Annotated in this window: 18 protein-coding genes; 12 read left to right on the top strand and 6 right to left on the bottom strand. The window is 43.4% G+C overall.

Features of this window, described 5'->3' with window-relative positions; genetic code table 11:
- Positions 1–158: 158 nt before the first annotated feature.
- The 7 genes from gvpN to IM507_RS09760 all read left to right on the top strand — a co-directional run bounded on the left by gvpN (position 159) and on the right by IM507_RS09760 (position 3,778).
- Positions 159–1,199 carry a gas vesicle protein GvpN gene (gene gvpN, locus IM507_RS09790; protein WP_069475168.1) on the top strand — a complete coding sequence of 347 codons (1,041 nt, stop codon included), beginning with the start codon at positions 159–161 and terminating at the stop codon, positions 1,197–1,199.
- A 29-nt stretch (positions 1,200–1,228) separates the two neighbouring features.
- Positions 1,229–1,639 (top strand): gas vesicle protein, encoded by a 411-nt coding sequence (locus tag IM507_RS09785; RefSeq protein WP_002738199.1) that lies wholly within the window; start codon positions 1,229–1,231, stop codon positions 1,637–1,639.
- The gene (locus tag IM507_RS09780) at positions 1,596–1,904 is read left to right on the top strand and encodes a hypothetical protein (protein WP_002773813.1); all 309 of its coding nucleotides are present in this window, start codon (positions 1,596–1,598) and stop codon (positions 1,902–1,904) included. Before IM507_RS09785 ends, IM507_RS09780 begins: the two co-directional genes overlap by 44 nt.
- 63 nt (positions 1,905–1,967) lie before the next feature.
- The gene (locus tag IM507_RS09775) at positions 1,968–2,108 is read left to right on the top strand and encodes a hypothetical protein (protein WP_002737019.1); all 141 of its coding nucleotides are present in this window, start codon (positions 1,968–1,970) and stop codon (positions 2,106–2,108) included.
- Between the two features lie 171 nt (positions 2,109–2,279).
- The gene (locus tag IM507_RS09770; protein ID WP_002737325.1) at positions 2,280–2,753 is read left to right on the top strand and encodes a gas vesicle protein K; all 474 of its coding nucleotides are present in this window, start codon (positions 2,280–2,282) and stop codon (positions 2,751–2,753) included.
- Positions 2,754–2,768: 15 nt separating this feature from the next.
- Positions 2,769–3,503, top strand: coding sequence for a gas vesicle protein GvpF (gene gvpF, locus IM507_RS09765; RefSeq protein ID WP_002737267.1), 735 nt, complete (start codon positions 2,769–2,771; stop codon positions 3,501–3,503).
- A gap of 14 nt (positions 3,504–3,517) precedes the next feature.
- Positions 3,518–3,778, top strand: coding sequence for a gas vesicle protein GvpG (locus tag IM507_RS09760; protein WP_002736124.1), 261 nt, complete (start codon positions 3,518–3,520; stop codon positions 3,776–3,778).
- A gap of 123 nt (positions 3,779–3,901) precedes the next feature.
- On the opposite strand, the gene IM507_RS09755 is transcribed toward IM507_RS09760, so the two are convergent.
- Positions 3,902–4,234, bottom strand: a complete 333-nt coding sequence (locus IM507_RS09755) for a gas vesicle protein (protein WP_123230394.1) — start codon at positions 4,232–4,234, stop codon at positions 3,902–3,904.
- Between the two features lie 92 nt (positions 4,235–4,326).
- Between IM507_RS09755 and IM507_RS09750 the strand changes: the two genes are divergently transcribed.
- The 3 genes from IM507_RS09750 (at position 4,327) to IM507_RS09740 (ending at position 8,851) form a co-directional block, all read left to right on the top strand.
- Complete coding sequence (locus tag IM507_RS09750; protein ID WP_002735492.1) at positions 4,327–5,010, top strand: GvpL/GvpF family gas vesicle protein; 684 nt, start codon at positions 4,327–4,329, stop codon at positions 5,008–5,010.
- 12 nt (positions 5,011–5,022) lie between these two features.
- Entirely contained in the window at positions 5,023–6,924 is a 1,902-nt protein-coding gene (locus IM507_RS09745; protein ID WP_103112398.1) for an ArsA family ATPase, read from the top strand.
- 82 nt (positions 6,925–7,006) lie between these two features.
- On the top strand, positions 7,007–8,851 hold the full coding sequence (locus IM507_RS09740) for an AAA family ATPase (RefSeq protein WP_002737235.1): 1,845 nt from the start codon (positions 7,007–7,009) through the stop codon (positions 8,849–8,851).
- A gap of 112 nt (positions 8,852–8,963) precedes the next feature.
- Here IM507_RS09740 and IM507_RS09735 read toward each other — a convergent pair whose 3' ends face one another.
- Positions 8,964–10,529 (bottom strand): B12-binding domain-containing radical SAM protein, encoded by a 1,566-nt coding sequence (locus IM507_RS09735; RefSeq protein ID WP_123230393.1) that lies wholly within the window; start codon positions 10,527–10,529, stop codon positions 8,964–8,966.
- Between the two features lie 758 nt (positions 10,530–11,287).
- Between IM507_RS09735 and IM507_RS09730 the strand changes: the two genes are divergently transcribed.
- Complete coding sequence (locus IM507_RS09730; RefSeq protein ID WP_123230392.1) at positions 11,288–12,388, top strand: alkene reductase; 1,101 nt, start codon at positions 11,288–11,290, stop codon at positions 12,386–12,388.
- A 438-nt stretch (positions 12,389–12,826) separates the two neighbouring features.
- Here IM507_RS09730 and IM507_RS23500 read toward each other — a convergent pair whose 3' ends face one another.
- Positions 12,827–13,012: a hypothetical protein gene (locus tag IM507_RS23500; protein WP_002747899.1), complete on the bottom strand. Its 186-nt coding sequence runs from the start codon at positions 13,010–13,012 to the stop codon at positions 12,827–12,829.
- A gap of 54 nt (positions 13,013–13,066) precedes the next feature.
- Here IM507_RS23500 and IM507_RS09725 point away from each other — a divergent pair, with 54 nt between their 5' ends.
- Positions 13,067–13,468 (top strand): fasciclin domain-containing protein, encoded by a 402-nt coding sequence (locus IM507_RS09725; RefSeq protein ID WP_123230391.1) that lies wholly within the window; start codon positions 13,067–13,069, stop codon positions 13,466–13,468.
- Between the two features lie 385 nt (positions 13,469–13,853).
- Here IM507_RS09725 and glgB read toward each other — a convergent pair whose 3' ends face one another.
- The 3 genes from glgB to psbH all read right to left on the bottom strand — a co-directional run bounded on the left by glgB (position 13,854) and on the right by psbH (position 17,045).
- Positions 13,854–16,133: a 1,4-alpha-glucan branching enzyme gene (gene glgB, locus IM507_RS09720; RefSeq protein WP_002737827.1), complete on the bottom strand. Its 2,280-nt coding sequence runs from the start codon at positions 16,131–16,133 to the stop codon at positions 13,854–13,856.
- A gap of 364 nt (positions 16,134–16,497) precedes the next feature.
- A complete protein-coding gene (locus tag IM507_RS09715) occupies positions 16,498–16,746 on the bottom strand; it encodes a TatA/E family twin arginine-targeting protein translocase (protein ID WP_002743526.1) in 249 nt (82 codons plus the stop codon).
- A 104-nt stretch (positions 16,747–16,850) separates the two neighbouring features.
- Positions 16,851–17,045 carry a photosystem II reaction center phosphoprotein PsbH gene (gene psbH / locus IM507_RS09710; RefSeq protein WP_002736544.1) on the bottom strand — a complete coding sequence of 65 codons (195 nt, stop codon included), beginning with the start codon at positions 17,043–17,045 and terminating at the stop codon, positions 16,851–16,853.
- Positions 17,046–17,519 lie beyond the last annotated feature (474 nt).

Genomic DNA, 17,519 nt, shown 5'->3' with positions numbered 1-17,519 from the left:
TCTTTTGGGATATTATATATTATGAGGTAAGCCTTAAAAGCCGAAGACGATTTTGCCTAATCGGTTATTGAGGGTAGATTTGAACGGGCAATTGTTAGCTCAAGAATACCCGTCCGCTCAAGGCGGGAATTATCAATGGTATTTACTAGACTTCAACTATGACATTTACTGAAACTCAAACAAGAAGATCCGTCCTCAGCCTCCGCCCCGGTCAATTTGTTGTTACGCCTTCGATTGATCAAGTTGCCACTCGCGCCTTACGTTATCTAAACGCTGGTTTTTCCATCCATCTATGTGGTCCGGCAGGAACGGGAAAAACCACCTTGGCAATGCACCTGGCCAATTGTTTAGCCAGACCTGTGATGCTAATCTTTGGCGATGATGACTTTACCAGTTCCGATTTAATTGGTAGCCAGTCTGGCTACACCCATAAAAAACTGATGGATAACTATATCCACAGCGTTCTCAAGGTTGAAGACGAGCTAAAACACAATTGGGTGGATTCTCGGTTAACAATGGCCTGTCGAGAAGGGTTTACCCTAGTTTATGATGAGTTCAATCGTTCTCGGCCTGAGGTCAACAACGTTTTACTCTCTGCCTTGGAAGAAAAAATTCTCACCCTGCCCCCCACTAGCCATCAACCCGATTACCTACAAGTCAATTCTCAGTTTCGGGCAATTTTCACCTCCAACCCAGAAGAATACTGTGGGGTTCATGCCACCCAAGATGCTTTAATGGATCGGTTGGTAACTATCAATATGCCTGAACCAGACCAACTAACTCAGACAGAAATTCTTGCTCAAAAAACGGGAATTGGTCGAGAAGATGCTTTATTTATTGTCAACCTTGTCAAAACCTTCCGGGTGAAAACTGGGACTGAAAAAACGTCGGGTTTGCGCTCTTGTTTAATGATTGCTAAAGTCTGCGCCTCTCACGATATTGCGGCCGATTCCTCTGACTCGGACTTCCGTGATATATGCGCCGATGTTCTGTTGTCCCGCACCAATTTATCTGTTGATAAGTCAAGAGCGATTTTATGGGAAATCCTCGAGGACAATCCGTTAGAATCCTTATCCTTTATAGAGGAAACGGAGCCTTCCGATGCCCAAGCGTCAACTCCTGAGCCTTCGACAGGAAATCAATCGTTAAAAGCCATTCAATCTTTACTGCGAGGCAACTTGCCCCAGCGAAAAGACTAATTTTATACTCTTATTGAGTGAAACCAACCGTGACTTCTTCCACTTTTGCTGGCTCGCTCAAAAACCAGTCAAGCAACTCCCTAAAAACAGCAACTCAAGGTTCGAGTTTAGCGGATATACTCGAACGAGTTTTAGATAAAGGAATTGTAATTGCCGGCGATATTTCCGTTTCGATCGCCTCCACTGAACTTATAAATATCCGCATTCGTTTGTTAATTGCCTCTGTTGATAAAGCCAGGGAAATGGGAATCAACTGGTGGGAAGGAGACCCCTACCTCCATAGCCAATCCCAAGCTTTACTAGCAGAAAATCGGGAACTTTCGCTCCGACTCCAAACCCTGGAAACTGAGCTTGAAACCCTAAAATCCTTAAACCAATTGAGTGCAACGGAGAGCCATGATACCAGTCCGAACGATGAAGCACATTCCTCAGATGCGTGAAATTCCTCACCTGAATCCTCAAAGGTTAGGAAATTTACACGAGACGATTGCCCCCCTTGATAAGGCCAGGGAAACTGCGATTAACAGCTTGCAAGGTTATCCCTACCTCCCTAGCCAAGGCCAAGCTTTATTCGCGGAAAACCTGGAACTTTCACGCCGACTTCAAACCTTAAAATCCTTAACCAAATGGAGTGTAGTGGAGAGACGTGATGGCAGTCCCAACGATCAATCACATTCCTCGTATATATTGAAATTCCTCAACTGAATCCTCAAACGGTCAAGAAGTTTACAGTAGTTAACGATTGCCTCTGTTGATAGAGCAAGGGAGATGGTAATTAATGGGTGGGCAAGCGACTCCTATCTCTATAGCCAATCCCAAGCCTTATTAACAGAAACCCCGGCAGCTGAACTTCAAGCCTTAAAATTCCTACCTCAATCGGAGGCAATCGAGGGCCATGATACCAGTTAAAATAATCAAGCACATTCCTCCTGTCGGAGAAATTCGTCCCTGGAATCTTCACAGGGCAGGGGAAGGTTGAAATTGTTTAATTACATCGTTTTTTCCCTCAGATAAAATTTCTTGGCCAAGCCTCCCACTAGAGACTCACCCTTAAGAACTCCTCATTTACCAACTCCAACCATGACCCTTGCTTGCACACCTTACGATTCTGATAATCAAGCCTTGCTGACCCCTCCAGAAAGTAATAGCCAAGCTGGTTTAGCCCCTTTACTGTTAACTGTTGTGGAACTGGTACGCCAATTGCTCGAAGCCCAAATCATTCGCCGAATGGAAAAAGGGGTTCTCAGTGAGTCTGATTTAGATAGAGCTGCAGAAAGTATCCAAAAATTGCAAGAACAAGTTCTCCATTTGTGTGAAATTTTTGAGGTTGAGCCAGAAGAGTTAAATGTCCACCTAGGAGAGTTTGGCACTCTTTTACCGGAAGCAGGGAGTTATTACCCGGGAGAGGAGGGTGTTAAGCCTTCTGTGTTAGAATTAGTGGATAGACTTCTCAATACAGGAGTTGTTGTGGAAGGAAATGTTGATCTGGGTTTAGCTCAACTAGATCTAATTCATCTAAAGCTTCGTTTGGTTTTAACTTCTCAGCCGGTTTAATTTGGGAGAATACTGATGACAGTGGGTCTTTATTTATATGGCATATTTCCCGAACCAGTTCCTGACGGACTGGTTTTGCAGGGGATTGATAATGAGCCGGTTCACAGTGAGATGATTGATGGTTTTAGTTTTCTCTACTCCGCTGCTCATAAAGAGAAGTATTTGGCATCCCGTCGCTATTTAATTTGCCATGAAAAAGTATTAGAAACTGTCATGGAAGCAGGGTTTACAACGTTGTTGCCCCTGCGGTTTGGCTTAGTTATCAAAACCTGGGAATCCGTCACCGAACAACTAATTACTCCCTATAAAACCCAACTGAAAGAATTATTTGCTAAACTGTCAGGACAACGAGAGGTTAGCATTAAGATTTTTTGGGATAATAAGTGGGAATTACAAGCGGCTTTGGAGTCTAATCCTAAGTTAAAACAAGAACGGGATGCGATGATGGGGAAAAACTTAAATATGGAAGAAATTATCCATATAGGTCAACTCATTGAAGCTACTGTATTGCAACGGAAACAAGACATTATTCAAGTCTTTAGAGAGCAATTGAATCATCGCGCCCAAGAGGTGATTGAAAGCGATCCGATGACGGATGACATGATTTACAATGCAGCTTATTTAATTCCCTGGGAGCAAGAGCCGGAATTTAGCCAAAACGTTGAAGCGATCGATCAGCAGTTTGGTGATCGCCTAAGAATTCGCTATAACAATTTAACCGCACCCTATACCTTTGCCCAACTTATCTAAGGAGAGTATTAGTTATGTTTCTCGATCTTTTATTTCTTCCTGTTACCGGTCCTATTGGGGGTCTGATCTGGATTGGGGAGAAAATTCAAGAGCGTGCAGATATAGAATATGATGAGGCGGAAAATTTGCACAAATTGTTATTATCCCTACAACTATCTTACGATATGGGCAACATTTCTGAGGAGGAGTTTGAAATTCAGGAAGAAGAACTTTTATTAAAAATTCAAGCCTTAGAAGAAGAAGAGGCAGAAAACGAATCTGAATCTTCTCTCTAAACTTGCAATATTTCCCACCACATAGATCATGAACAAAATCACAGATTGTAAGCTTAGTAAGGGCGGATTTGACAAGCTGGAGAACTCGTTGAAGCTTGGTCAGAACTAGCCCTTGGTTAAGCCTTAATATTCTAGGTAAAAAGTTTGGAAATTACTGGAATTATTAGAGGAGTGAGCAACAGTTTTGGGGGAATCAGGTTTTTTAGCTACACTAGGAGGGTTGGCTGCACGCAAATTTTGAATACTTTGTTCTGTAGTCTCAATTTGCTCTGTCACAAACGTGAGACGATTTTTAAATTGCTGAATCTGCCGCTCCATCATTTCTAATTTTTCTTGGATACGTTGTTTTTCAGTAATTAACTTATAAAGCTCAAGTTGGTGATCTGCTTCAGATTGTTTCCGAGGCATGGTGCTAATTTTAGATCTAATTGGTCTGGGTGGACGAGTGGTTGTCATAACAATCCCTGAATAACTTAGAATATTCTAGCATATCAACGCCCCAATATAAAAATTTGTAAAAAATCGTCAATTTTCTTTCGGTCAACCCTATGAAATTGTACAATCTATATACTTACGCTTTTTTGAAAACCCCCATAGAAAGCCTAAAATTACCCGTTGGAATGGCTAACCCATTGTTACTGATAACTGTTGGCTCTCTCTCGGCCGTAGTCGAACCCGAAGTTGGTTTAGACACTTTACAAAATGATGATGAACGCTTGATTCAATCGGTTTTATGTCATGATCGAGTTATCTGTGAACTATTTCAACAAACCACTATTTTACCCTTACGTTTTGGCACATCTTTTTTAGAGGCAGAAAATTTACTGACTCATCTTTGTTCTCATGCCCAAGAATATCAAGAAAAAATTGAAGAACTTGAGGGAAAAGGAGAATATCTTTTAAAATGTATTCCCCGTAAGCCAGAGGAGCCTGTACTCTCTTCTGAAAGCAAGGGCAGACAATATTTTTTAGCCAAAAAACAGCTTTATGAAGCCCAACAAGATTTTTATACTTTGCAAGGTTCAGAATGGCAGAATCTCGGGCATTTAGTGACCCAAAGCTATCCGTCAACTAGGATTATTACTGCTCCGGGGACAGAATCACGAATTTATCTTTTAGTTAATTTTCAAGAAGAACCTTTACTAATCGAGCAAGTCTTGCATTGGCAGAAAGCCTGCCCCCGTTGGCAATTACAATTAGGACAAGTTTCTCCCCCCTATCACTTTACTTAACTTGATTTCTCTATGACTAACTTTAACTTGGTAAATAACGCTCTAAGTTGCTATGACACTCGACATTTAGTTATGTTTAGTGGCAAAGGAGGAGTGGGAAAAACCACCCTTTCCTGTGGATTTGCTCGCCGTTGGGCTAAATTATTTCCCGAGGAACAAATACTGTTAATCTCAACCGATCCTGCTCATTCTTTAGGGGATGTATTGCAAACAGAAGTTAGCGATCAAGCATCACCTGTAAAAGACTTACCCAACTTAAAAGTTAGGGCATTAGATGCGGAAAAATTGCTCTTAGAATTTAAAGAAAAATACGGAAAATTTTTAGAACTTTTAGTAGAACGGGGCAGTTTTGTTGAAGGAGAAGATTTAACTCCTGTTTGGGATTTAGACTGGCCAGGTTTAGATGAAATTATGGGTCTATTAGAAATTCAACGATTACTAATAGAGAATGTTGTAGATCGAATTGTTGTTGATATGGCTCCCTCTGGTCATACCTTGAATTTATTGGGGATTAAAGACTTTTTAGAGATTATTTTAAATTCTTTAGAGTTGTTTCAAGAAAAACATCGTGTTATTTCGCAAACTTTTGCAAAAACCTACAATGCCGATGATGTGGATGACTTTTTAGTCAAAACACAAGCAGAATTAACCGAAGGCAAACGAATCCTACAAGATCGGGATTTTACCCTTTGTTTAATTGTGGCAATTGCCGAACCGATGAGTTTATTAGAAACCGAACGATTACTCAATAGTTTGCATCACTTAAATATTCCCTGCGGCAGATTATTTATTAATCGCATTCTAACGGATCCTAATCAAAATTTAGATCGCTACAGTGAGCAACAGCAACTCCTCGATAAATTCCTAAAAATTCCAGGTCAAGAGACAATTTTCACCCTGCCCCAACAGGCAAAAGAACCCCTGGGAGGTGAAGCATTAGATCAGATCATGAGTCAAATTGAAATTATCGAAAAAGTAGAATTTATGGCCCCGCCTCCTATTCAATGGCCGCAAAAAATTCTGCCGAGTTTTAGTGATTTTATTGACGACAAACGCCAACTCATTATCATTGGTGGCAAGGGGGGAGTGGGAAAAACCACCGTTGCCGCGGCCATTGGTTGGGCGTTAGCTAATAGTCATCCCCAGCAAAAAATTAGAATTATTTCTATTGATCCGGCTCATTCTTTGGGAGATGCCTTTGGGACAAAGTTAGGACATCAATCCACACAATTAACTGCTAATTTAAGTGGTCAAGAAGTTGATGCTAATATCGTTTTAGAAAAATTTCGGGATGATTATTTATGGGAACTGGCAGAAATGATTAGTGGTGAAGGTAAGGAAGAAGGGAACATCAAACTAGCTTATACTCCAGAAGCTTGGCGGCAAATTGTCGCTCAATCTCTGCCAGGAATTGATGAAATGTTGTCCCTAGTAAAAGTAATGGAGTTATTAGACCAGAAACAACAAGATTTGATTATTTTAGATACGGCTCCTACCGGTCATCTCCTGCGATTTTTAGAAATGCCAACGGCTTTAGGAGATTGGTTAAGTTGGATTTTTAAGCTTTGGATGAAGTATAAAGATGTCTTAGGGCGTGTAGATTTAATGGGACGATTGCGAATCTTAAGACAACAGGTGATGTCTGCCCAGGAAAAACTCAAAGACCCCCAACATACAGAATTTATTGGAGTTTTGCAAGCCCAAGATGCCATCGTTGCCGAACAACTGCGATTGACAGCATCTCTGAAAAAAAAGGGAGTCTATCAACGTTACGTCGTGCAGAATCGTTATCATGCTAATGAGGAAATTGATCGGGATTTATTCCCAGATCAAACTTTGATCCGCTTACCCAGTTTACCTCGGTCTGTAGAACCTCTAGCCCGGGTCAAAGCCGCGGCAGATCTGTTATTTTAAAGGTAATTAGTCTTTAAAGTCGGACTTCTTAACCCCATCTATTACCCAGTCCCCATCCTTCACTTGACTCAGGAGAAATTTTATGGTAGAACTATTCAAAGGCTTTGAGCAATTAGTCGAACTGGCTAAAACCTTAGAGGAAAAACTGGAAAAAGGGGAAATTAAAACCGAAGTGCAGTTTAACTCTCGTCCCTTGAGTAACATCCCCCGTGCTGGCGGTATTCCCCGTTCAGGGGGAGTTTCTCGCCCGAGCAATTCTGGTGGGGATGATTTTGAGGTTAATCGCAATCGCGATACCCCCACCGATTCAGGGGTTGAAGACAGTGTGACACCGCCCGAAAAACCGACCACGGCTTCCCTGAAAGATGTTGGTGGCTTGACGGAAGTGATCAAAGAACTCAAGGAACTAATTGCCATTCCTCTGAAACGCCCTGACTTATTGGCCAAGTTAGGACTTGAACCCACTCGCGGCGTTCTCTTAGTCGGCCCCCCTGGAACCGGCAAAACCCTGACTGCCCGTGCTTTGGCCGAAGAACTCGGTGTTAACTATATTGCCTTAGTCGGACCAGAGGTGATCAGCAAATATTATGGGGAGGCTGAGCAAAAACTGCGGGGAATTTTTGAGAAAGCCAGTAAGAATGCGCCTTGTATCGTTTTTATTGACGAAATTGATAGCATGGCACCCGATCGCAGTAAAGTTGAAGGGGAAGTAGAAAAAAGACTGGTAGCCCAATTGTTGGGTTTAATGGATGGCTTTGCCCAAAGCCAGGGGGTGATTGTTCTAGCGGCGACAAACCGTCCCGACCATCTTGACCCTGCCCTCCGTCGCCCTGGACGGTTTGACCGAGAAGTCCTCTTTCGGGTGCCTGACCGCAAGGGCCGTTTAGAAATCCTGCAAATTCTCACCCGTTCCATGCCCCTAGATGAATCAGTTTCCTTAGATCTGATTGCCGATAACGCGGTGGGATTTGTCGGGTCAGATTTAAAAGCCGTTTGCCAGAAAGCGGCCTATAGTGCTTTGCGGCGCCAGGTTCCTACGATTGACTCGCGAATTCCAGAAACAATGACGGTAGTCCAAGCCGACTTTTTGCAAGCCCTTAAAGAAGTTAAACCGGCGGTATTGCGCTCTGTGGAAGTGGAGTCTCCCCATGTGGCCTGGGACAATATTGGCGGACTTGAACAGATTAAACAAACCCTACAGGAGTCCGTGGAAGGAGCATTACTCCATCCGCAATTATATACGCAAACCAAAGCCCAAGCTCCCAAAGGTATTTTACTTTGGGGTCCCCCCGGAACGGGAAAAACCTTATTGGCCAAAGCGGTTGCATCTCAGGCGCGAGCTAATTTTATCAGTATTAATGGACCTGAGCTTTTGAGTAAATGGGTGGGTGCGAGCGAACAAGCGGTGCGTGAGTTGTTTGCCAAAGCTCGTCAGGCAGCCCCTTGTGTGGTTTTTATTGATGAAATTGATACTTTAGCACCGGCAAGAGGTCGTTATAGTGGAGATTCAGGAGTGAGTGACCGGGTTGTGGGACAAATCCTCACGGAGTTAGATGGGTTGCAAACGGCGGCAACGATTTTAGTGATTGGAGCCACTAATCGCCCAGATGCCTTAGATCCAGCCTTATTGCGAGCGGGACGGTTAGATTTACAGTTAAAAGTTGATTTACCCAATGCCTCTAGTCGTTTAGCAATTCTCGGGGTCCATAATGATGAACGTCCTTTAGAGGATGTGGATTTAGGCTATTGGGCCGAGGCAACGGAAGGCTGGAATGGTGCAGATTTATCGTTATTATGTAACCAAGCGGCACTGATGGCAATTCGTCGTTATCGCCATCAGGGAATGACTGACCCGGCTGATATTCGCATTACAACGGCTGATTTTAATCATGCTTACCAACTGTTGGTTGAACAGCGTGCCAATTGATTTTTTTCCCCCTTACTTAAAGTAAGGGGGGAGAATCTCAACTCAGGAAAACTATCGTACAAAAGAAAAATTCGCCAAAATGTCTGCATTGACTGTTCGTCGGTGCTATTGTCTAGCTTTTGAGCGTTTTTTCCAGCTGGGCTACCCTTGCTTTCTGTTGCTTCAAATCGGCTAGTTGTTTTAGTAATTGTTCTCTTACTTCATAGCGATAGGCAAAAAAATGCTCACCTATCCCTAGGGTCGCTAGATACTCTTCTAGCAGACGGGGTTTGACCCAGGCAATCACTGCCAGTTGCCACCAGAAACGGAAGCGCGTCGGTCGGACAATCCCCTGCCGCCAGAGCAAGGAGCGGAACAATTGCCACTGTTGCCCATCTAATTTACGGTTCGATTTGCCGCGCCATCCCCCCATGATCATGAAATGGTTGAAGGTTCGTTTCAGGTAGTTAACAGGATCATAGATTTCCCAGAAAGCGTCGATGTATTCTTCGGTAATCTCTTCCACCGGGCGAGTTGGCTCAAAGTTCATCATGGCTCCCTGATGGACAGTGCCCATGCCATCTACCAGACGACCTTCCCGTTGCAGGCGATTCCACAGGGCGGTATTTTTCAGTGCCTGGAGCAGGCTAAACTGCCCCTGGGGAATACTCGCCTCCATAATAAAATCTTTGATCCGCTGCCCTGCGCCTGGTTTCTCATTGTCAAAACCGATAATGAAGCCAGACATAATCTGCAGCCCCATGCGGGTAATTTTGTGACAGGATTCGATCAGGGATTGGCGGGTGTTTTGAACCTTGTTAATGCCCATTAAGCTATCGGTATCTGGTGTCTCAATCCCCATAAACACCAGCATAAAGCCGGCCTTGACCATTAGCTCGATCAGTTCGCTGTCTTCGGCCAGATTAAGGGAAGCTTCCGTAATCAGTTTAAAGGGATACTGGTGTTGTTCCATCCAGGGGATCAACTCCCGCAGAAACACCTTGGCATTCCGCTTATTGCCAATGAAGTTGTCATCGACAACAAAAATGTAGCGCCTCCAGCCCAGTTGATATAACGTCTCCAACTCAGCCAACATTTGTTCTGGGGTTTTGGTGCGAGGTTTGCGGCCATAGAGGTTGATGATGTCACAAAATTCGCATTGAAAGGGGCAACCGCGAGAAAACTGCACGGTAATCGCCAGATAGGCATCCAGATCTAGTAGATCATAGCGGGCGATCGGTGTCATGGTTACATCGGGTTTCTCGCTGGCTCTAAAGACACCACTCGGTTCACCCCGCTCCAGGGCCGCTAGGAACAGCGGGATTGTCAGTTCTCCTTCATCGAGAATCAGGTAATCTGCCCCAGCTTTTTGGGCAACTTCTGGATAGGAGGTGGGGTAAGGCCCGCCCACAGCCACTTTTTTACCCAACTGCAACCCTTTGGCAATCAATTCTTGAAAGTCTTTTTTCTGAATGATCATGGCGGAGATGATTACCAAATCGCACCACTCCCAATCGGAAGCCGTTTCTAATCGGACATTGCGATCAACAAACCGGATTTCCCAATCCGATGGTAACAGGGCTGCCACCGTAATTAAACCCAGAGGCGGATTGGTTGATCTTAAACCGGCTAGATCTAAAGTCTCTTGATAGGACCAAAAGGAGTTGGGCATCAGCGGCCACAGTAATAGGGCTTTCATTCAGGTGTCTCCAATGAAGAAGCTAGATGCTTTACATACTAGCCACAAAGCCCAAGTCGATCAAGACTTTTTTTTTACTCATAAATTAGTTCTAAATATAGCATTTCCTGTTCACAAAAGGTACATTGTTGAGGTTGAAAAGCTTAATCAGCAAAGGTTTAACTGTGCCACACAGGTGTGAGAACTGCTATAAATTATGAAAAAATAGCTATTTTTTGGAGATTAGCACAATTAAATGAATGATGCTTGCTAAAAACTCCTGTTTTCCCATTTTTATCAATGCAATGTAGAGGCTGTTTGCCTCTTTTGGGTATTTTTGGGTAGGTTTACTAAAAAATGCTGATTCTGAAAAACCCTCTTAAAATTCGCAAGCACCGAATAGTAAGGGTTTCGTTTCAGTCACTAGGAAGTCTATTTGATCGGTAAAACACCAGTTACTAGACATCTCGACAATGACTATTTCTGGTCAGATAAACATAAGCGTAATTACACTATTTTATACCGAACCATCATGACTTAACTACCAGAAAATATAGTTTCTGTCTCTTTAATTTTGGATGATGAATAAATTAAATAACTTGTAATTATAGTCAGATTTATGACCAATATTAATTATATTCAGCTAGTTGATCCGATTAATTCTCCTCCCTTAGCAGAGGAACAATCTCGCAGATGGCCAGTCAATCATACTTGGGTGCGATTGTCTGGTTTTAACTAACTGCGGTAAAATTAACCTAAACTCTCTATCGGCAAATTCGATGACTTCCTTCACTACTTCCCTGGCTCTTTTAAGTCAATTTAAATTGGGAGATTTAAACTTAGAAAATCGTCTTGTGCTTGCTCCCATGACGCGAGCGCGAGCCGGAGAAAAACGTCTTGCTAATGAGATAATGGCCGAATATTACCGACAAAGGGCCAGCGCGGGATTAATGATTACAGAAGCGACGGTAATTTCTCCCCAAGCTAACGGTTGGCAAAATACCCCCGGTATCTACACCGATGAACAAGCGCAAGCATGGCAAATGGTGACTAAAATCGCCCAAAAAAAAGGAACACCAATTTTTTGTCAATTGTGGCACTGTGGTCGCGCTTCTCATTCTAGTTTTCAGGAAAATGGGGCTTTACCAGTTGCCCCTTCCGCAATTAGGATTAAGGGGGAGTTGCATACACCCATCGGCAAACAGCCCTACGAGACCCCTAGAGCCTTAGAAACCGAGGAAATCGCCGCAATTGTCGCCGATTACCGTCAAGCCGCTCAGAGGGCAAAATTAGCGGGGTTTGATGGCATAGAAATTCACGGGGCTAATGGTTATTTAATCGATACTTTTCTACAATCGGCCACTAATCAGCGTCAGGATAAGTACGGTGGCAGTTTGGCAAATCGCTATCGTTTTTTACAGGAAGTAGTCGAGGCAATTTTAACTGTTTTTCCCAGTCATCGGGTGGGGGTGCGTCTGTCTCCCAATGGGGTTTATAATGACATGGGTTCCGAGGATTTTCGAGAAACTTTTCTCTATGTTGCCCAAAGATTAAATGAGTACAATTTAGCTTATTTGCATCTGCTAGATGGCTTGGCTTTTGGTTTTCATGAAAAGGGTAAACCGATGCTTTTATCCGAGTTTCGGGCTGTTTTTAATAGTGCTTTAATCGGCAATTGCGGTTATACAAAAGAAACTGCTGAAGCCGCTATTCAGTTAGGAGATGCGGATTTAATTGCTTTCGGTCGCCCCTATATCAGTAATCCCGATTTGGTGGAAAGATTCGCCAATAATTGGCCTCTTAATCCCGATGCTGAGATGAAGGATTGGTATTCTTTTGACAAGGAAGGTTATATCGATTTTCCCAGTTATAAACCCTAGTTAAGTAGGTAGGCGTTAAAAATTATCAGACACCCTCCTATCCCTTATAGGCATCTTTCTTAACAATTTTTTCAGTAAGCACTCCAACCCTTATCCTGACTTGATTTCAGTTTTTTCTTTGTTTTGTAAGGGTGTCAACAAGGAATATTACAAATTGTTAACCGAGTCTTGAAAGCCTTGTGCTACAAGGGTTTGAAATGTTAAGAAAGATTTGACTAAAGGACAGCAGGCAATGGTGACTATTTGCCCGAATAAACCCGCTAAAACTGAGACTATGGCTAAACTTAAGAACTCTTGGCTAAATCCCAGAAAACACACCTATTTTACTCGCAACGAAAAAACCGGGAAAAAAATCAAAGTCACCCAAGAGTTACCCAGTTTTAAGGCATTAGGTAAGGATGGCCTATGTCGGTTGCTATTTTATGAGACTAGGCTACTTTACCAACTTTTGACACACAATTTAGTAAAGTGATCTTTGGGACAAGATGGCTCTTCTGGTTTCTGTGTGGAAACGAAGCCTATACTGATAGTTTCTTCGGCAAAATAGTCGTAAAAGTCTTTCTCCGTCAACATTTCACGATTCCATAAGCAAAAATTATCACACAAAGTCGAGAAGAGCCACAAGATTGAGTTTAAAATCTGAAATAGATAATTTTTTTAAGGGATTGAGTTAAGTTTATGGCAGATATTGTCGATATTGCGGTCAGTGCCGATAATTTTAAAACTCTAGTGACGGCGGTACAAGCGGCTAATCTTGTGGATGCCCTAAAAAGTCCTGGCCCCTTCACGGTTTTTGCCCCCACCGACGAAGCTTTTGCCAAATTGCCCCCCGGGACGATTACAACCCTAGTGCAGAATATCCCCCAATTAACCCGAATTCTCACCTATCACGTCGCTGCGGGCAAATATATGCAGGAAGATTTGGCAAAATTGGCTGTAGTGACTTCTCTAGAGGGTTCACCGATTCCCGTCGATTGTAGCGAAGGTTTTGAGGTGAAAAATGCCACGGTGATCGCGGGTAATATCGAGGCGGATAATGGTGTGATCCACGTCATCGATACGGTGATCCTGATGGGTTAGTTTTTGACCGGCTTTTCCCTAGGCCGCATCTAGGGCAAATCTGTCTTATTTAGTAACTAAATATACAGATACTTTTGCTTGTTTATGGTTCCAATGCTCGCCAGAGGAAAATGCCCACTTTCTGCACTTTCTTGTCTGTACCTGTTCAGACTAAATCCTGTTATTAAAGACTGATTATCTATTGATCCTTTTGCCTATTACATGAGTAGAAAACGGGTTTCTCCGAGAAACCCGTTTTCTGTGCGTTACTCAACGGATTTAGTATTAGCCATCTCGACAGTAATGGCAGCTCAGTTATCAGTTATCAGATGTTAGTTTTCAGTTCACTGATTACTGTTTACTGGACGGCTACGCCGTGCCTTTGGCAACACTGAAAAAAGCTTACCTATTCCCCAGAAGCATGAGGACCGATTTTGAGAACTAAAACCCCTAAAGGTGGTAAACAGAGATCGATCGAGTAGGGACGGCTATGATAGGACCATTCCTCCGACCATTTACCGCCAAGGTTGCCCATATTACTACCGCCATATTTACCCGCATCGCTGTTAAAGATTTCCTGATAAAAACCGGGATGGGGTACACCAACGCGATAATGGCTGTGGGGTTGGGGAGTAAAATTACAGACCACCACCAGAAACTCCTGCCAATTTTTGCTCCAGCGCAGGAAAGAAACGACGCTATGACTATTATCACTACAGTCGATCCACTCAAAGCCATCCTGACCAAAATCCTGGGTATATAAAGCAGGTTCACTCTTATAGGTGGCGTTCAAATCTGAGAAAAAGCGTTTTAGCTGTTGATGGGGTTGATGCTGCAAAAGACCCCACTCCAAATCACCCCAAACATTCCACTCACTCCACTGGCCAAATTCCATGCTCATAAACATGGTTTTCTTGCCAGGGTGGGTAAACATATAACTAAATAATGCCCGGACATTGGCGAATTTTTGCCACTCATCCCCCGGCATTTTGCCAATCATATTACTTTTGCCGTGAACCACTTCATCGTGGGACAAAGCCAGCATATAATTCTCGCTGTGGTTATACCACATACTAAAAGTGACATTATTTTGATGGAATTGACGGAACCAGGGATCCATGCCGAAATAATCGAGCATATCGTGCATCCAGCCCATATTCCACTTCAAATTAAAGCCTAAACCGCCCATATAGGTGGGCCAGGACACCATCGGCCAAGCGGTGGATTCTTCGGCAATTGACAGAATTCCGGGGAAATAGCTAAAAATTACATGATTGACTTGACGCAGGAATTCGGCGGCCTCTAAATTCTCCCGGCCACCGTACTCGTTGGCCACCCATTCCCCATCTTTACGACAATAATCGAGATAGAGCATAGAAGCCACCGCATCCACTCGAATACCGTCAATATGGTACTTATCGAACCAAAATAGGGCATTAGCCACCAGGAAATTTCTGACTTCGTTGCGACCGTAGTTAAAAATTAAGGTTCCCCATTCCTTGTGTTCCCCTTTGCGCGGGTCGCCGTGTTCATAAAGATGAGTACCATCAAAGAAAGCTAACCCGTGGCCATCTTTGGGGAAGTGACCGGGGACCCAATCCACTAGCACACCAAGGCCATTTTGGTGACATTGATCGACAAAATACATGAAATCTTCAGGATTGCCGTAGCGACTGGTGGGGGCAAAATAACCCGTCACTTGATAACCCCAAGAACCATCAAAAGGATGCTCGGCGATCGGTAATAATTCGATATGGGTGTAACCTAATTCCTTAACGTAGGGAATTAGTTTTTGGGCTAACTCGTAGTAACTCAAAAAGCGGGCCCCAGTGTTCCATTCCGACACGGGAACCGCTTCTCCTTCCCCGGAAAGTAAACGGGGTGGTTCGGCGCTAGAAGCGTGCAGCCAAGAACCGAGGTGTAATTCGTAAACGGAAACCGGTTGAGTTAAAGGATCGCTATGGCGGCGTTTTTCCATCCAATCGCTATCATCCCAAGTATAGCTATCTAAATTGGCCACGATCGAGGCGGTTTTCGGGCGTACTTCTTGGGCAAAACCGTAGGGATCAGATTTTTCGTAAATATGACCTTCCCAATTTTTGATCTCGTATTTATATTTAGTGCCAACACCGATTTCCGGGATAAACAATTCCCAGACCATATTATTACGTTTCCGCATTTGGTGATCACGACCATCCCAGTTATTAAAATCACCAATAATCGAGACATTGCGAGCATTAGGAGCCCAAACGGCAAAATAAACCCCTTTAATACCCTCGATTTCGGCTAAATGCGCCCCTAATTTTTCATAAATGCGATGATGGTTGCCCTCCCCAAACAGGTGTAAATCAAAATCGCTAAGTTTGGCAGAACGGAAGGCATAGGAATCATAGATTACCCGTTCCTGTTCTCCCTCGTGGATGCGTAATTGATAATTGTTCAGTTCACCGATATCGATAACGCACTCGAAAAAATGGGGGTGATAAGCGGTCGTCATGGGATATTCTTGTCTTTGGGACGGTAAAATAACCCAGGCGGCCGTGGTTTTCGGTAAATAGGCTCTAACAACCCATTTATTGACTTTTCCTTCTTCTTCTAGGGGATGGGCCCCCAAAACCTCAAAGGGATCGTGATGGAGGTTGTTGACGATTTGATGGACTTGTTCGGGGGATACCACTATAGACATTCATTTACCACTCTTGACATCTACAATACTTATAGCAAGGAAATAGTCATTTTTTCCCTGCCTTCTGGGAATTCTCAAACTAATGATATATTCTGCCTACTTAGGGTCTGCTGAAAAAGTTTTTCGTGGGGGTAGGGTGTGGGGTGTGGGGTGTAGGGTGCGGGGTGTGGGGAAGTGGGAAGAATAAATAAAATAATCTCCTGACGACCGACGACCGACGACCGACTCCTGACCCTAACAACAATTTTTGATTTTTACAAGAGGTCTATGGTAAAACTGCCAATTTAATCTCGATTTGGTCATTCTCGATGTTAATCTAGCGGATAGCCTCGAATTTGACCTACTCTACATCTCTACAAAGTTGTCAACTGGAACGAGTTTGATCCCTAGGAGATTGACTTTCTTCTAATTCAGCTTTGATTTTTACCGAGTCTTCAATCTGCTGGGCCTCTCGCTTAAATTCACTTTCAAATTCCTTGGATGCTTCTTGAAATCCTCGAATAGTTTTGCCTAAACTGCGACCGATTTCTGGTAATTTCTTCGGTCCGAAAACTAGCAGGGCAATCAAGAGAATTAACCCCATTTCTGGCAATCCAATCCCAAAAATATTCATGTGTTTGCTCCTAATAAAAAACTTGCGGTGGGCAATAACCCACCTGCTAAAGTCCGAGAGACAATTCTGCGGCCAAAAATGCCGACAAGATTGTTGGAATCTGCTTACTGACCCCAATCCACATTAAATCCTTCTAAAATTAGGGAGGAGTTGTAGATCTGTAAAATAATCAGCAAAAAGACTAAAAACAGAGCCATAAACACTCCCATCAGCAAGGTAGTTCCCCAACCGGGAGAAACTTTACCATATTCTGAGTTGAGGGGACGAAGGATTTCACCTAAGCGTGTACGCTGTGCCATAAGTTACCAAGAAAGATCTGTAAATGATAATTTTGTATTGATCCGTAATTTGACGAACTGCCAACTGGTCAACCCAGTGAGATAAAATCTACTGCTGTTGCCAGTGGAACTTTTTTGGTTTAATTCCTAACGGAATCGTTTTTCGCCTGCCCTGCCACGCCCACAAGAATCTGCAAGCGCCTACAGTACGGGAATTATTCTAACATTGTTTGGTAATCTTCTCAGGATTTAGGAGATGGTCAATAGGGACTGACAGGTGTAGGTATTTTACAACTAAGAGGAAGGGGAGTAGTAAAAAGCATCAACGGGGGTGAGAGGGAAAGAACTTCAACGTTGACATCCTCGCCGCCCTAAAAGTGCGGCGATTCCTAAACCTCACGATTTAAGTTTCTGCTTCCACCACCGTCGCATACCACAGTTAAAAAACCATGTACTGTCTTACACAGAGTCCACAGACTTTCGCCCCATTTCAGA

The sequence above is a fragment of the Microcystis sp. M20BS1 genome (assembly GCF_020245305.1).
Taxonomy (GTDB): domain Bacteria; phylum Cyanobacteriota; class Cyanobacteriia; order Cyanobacteriales; family Microcystaceae; genus Microcystis; species Microcystis ichthyoblabe_A.
The sequence above is the reverse complement of the archived record's forward strand: the minus strand, read 5'-3'. Positions and strand labels throughout refer to the sequence as shown.

Coding starts and splice junctions, on each gene's coding strand:
- gvpN (WP_069475168.1), top strand. CDS start 159: ATGACATTTACTGAAACTCAAACAAGAAGATCCGTCCTCAGCCTCCGC.
- IM507_RS09780 (WP_002773813.1), top strand. CDS start 1,596: ATGATACCAGTCCGAACGATGAAGCACATTCCTCAGATGCGTGAAATT.
- IM507_RS09775 (WP_002737019.1), top strand. CDS start 1,968: ATGGTAATTAATGGGTGGGCAAGCGACTCCTATCTCTATAGCCAATCC.
- IM507_RS09770 (WP_002737325.1), top strand. CDS start 2,280: ATGACCCTTGCTTGCACACCTTACGATTCTGATAATCAAGCCTTGCTG.
- gvpF (WP_002737267.1), top strand. CDS start 2,769: ATGACAGTGGGTCTTTATTTATATGGCATATTTCCCGAACCAGTTCCT.
- IM507_RS09760 (WP_002736124.1), top strand. CDS start 3,518: ATGTTTCTCGATCTTTTATTTCTTCCTGTTACCGGTCCTATTGGGGGT.
- IM507_RS09755 (WP_123230394.1), bottom strand. CDS start 4,234: ATGACAACCACTCGTCCACCCAGACCAATTAGATCTAAAATTAGCACC.
- IM507_RS09750 (WP_002735492.1), top strand. CDS start 4,327: ATGAAATTGTACAATCTATATACTTACGCTTTTTTGAAAACCCCCATA.
- IM507_RS09745 (WP_103112398.1), top strand. CDS start 5,023: ATGACTAACTTTAACTTGGTAAATAACGCTCTAAGTTGCTATGACACT.
- IM507_RS09740 (WP_002737235.1), top strand. CDS start 7,007: ATGGTAGAACTATTCAAAGGCTTTGAGCAATTAGTCGAACTGGCTAAA.
- IM507_RS09735 (WP_123230393.1), bottom strand. CDS start 10,529: ATGAAAGCCCTATTACTGTGGCCGCTGATGCCCAACTCCTTTTGGTCC.
- IM507_RS09730 (WP_123230392.1), top strand. CDS start 11,288: ATGACTTCCTTCACTACTTCCCTGGCTCTTTTAAGTCAATTTAAATTG.
- IM507_RS09725 (WP_123230391.1), top strand. CDS start 13,067: ATGGCAGATATTGTCGATATTGCGGTCAGTGCCGATAATTTTAAAACT.
- glgB (WP_002737827.1), bottom strand. CDS start 16,133: ATGTCTATAGTGGTATCCCCCGAACAAGTCCATCAAATCGTCAACAAC.
- IM507_RS09715 (WP_002743526.1), bottom strand. CDS start 16,746: ATGAATATTTTTGGGATTGGATTGCCAGAAATGGGGTTAATTCTCTTG.
- psbH (WP_002736544.1), bottom strand. CDS start 17,045: ATGGCACAGCGTACACGCTTAGGTGAAATCCTTCGTCCCCTCAACTCA.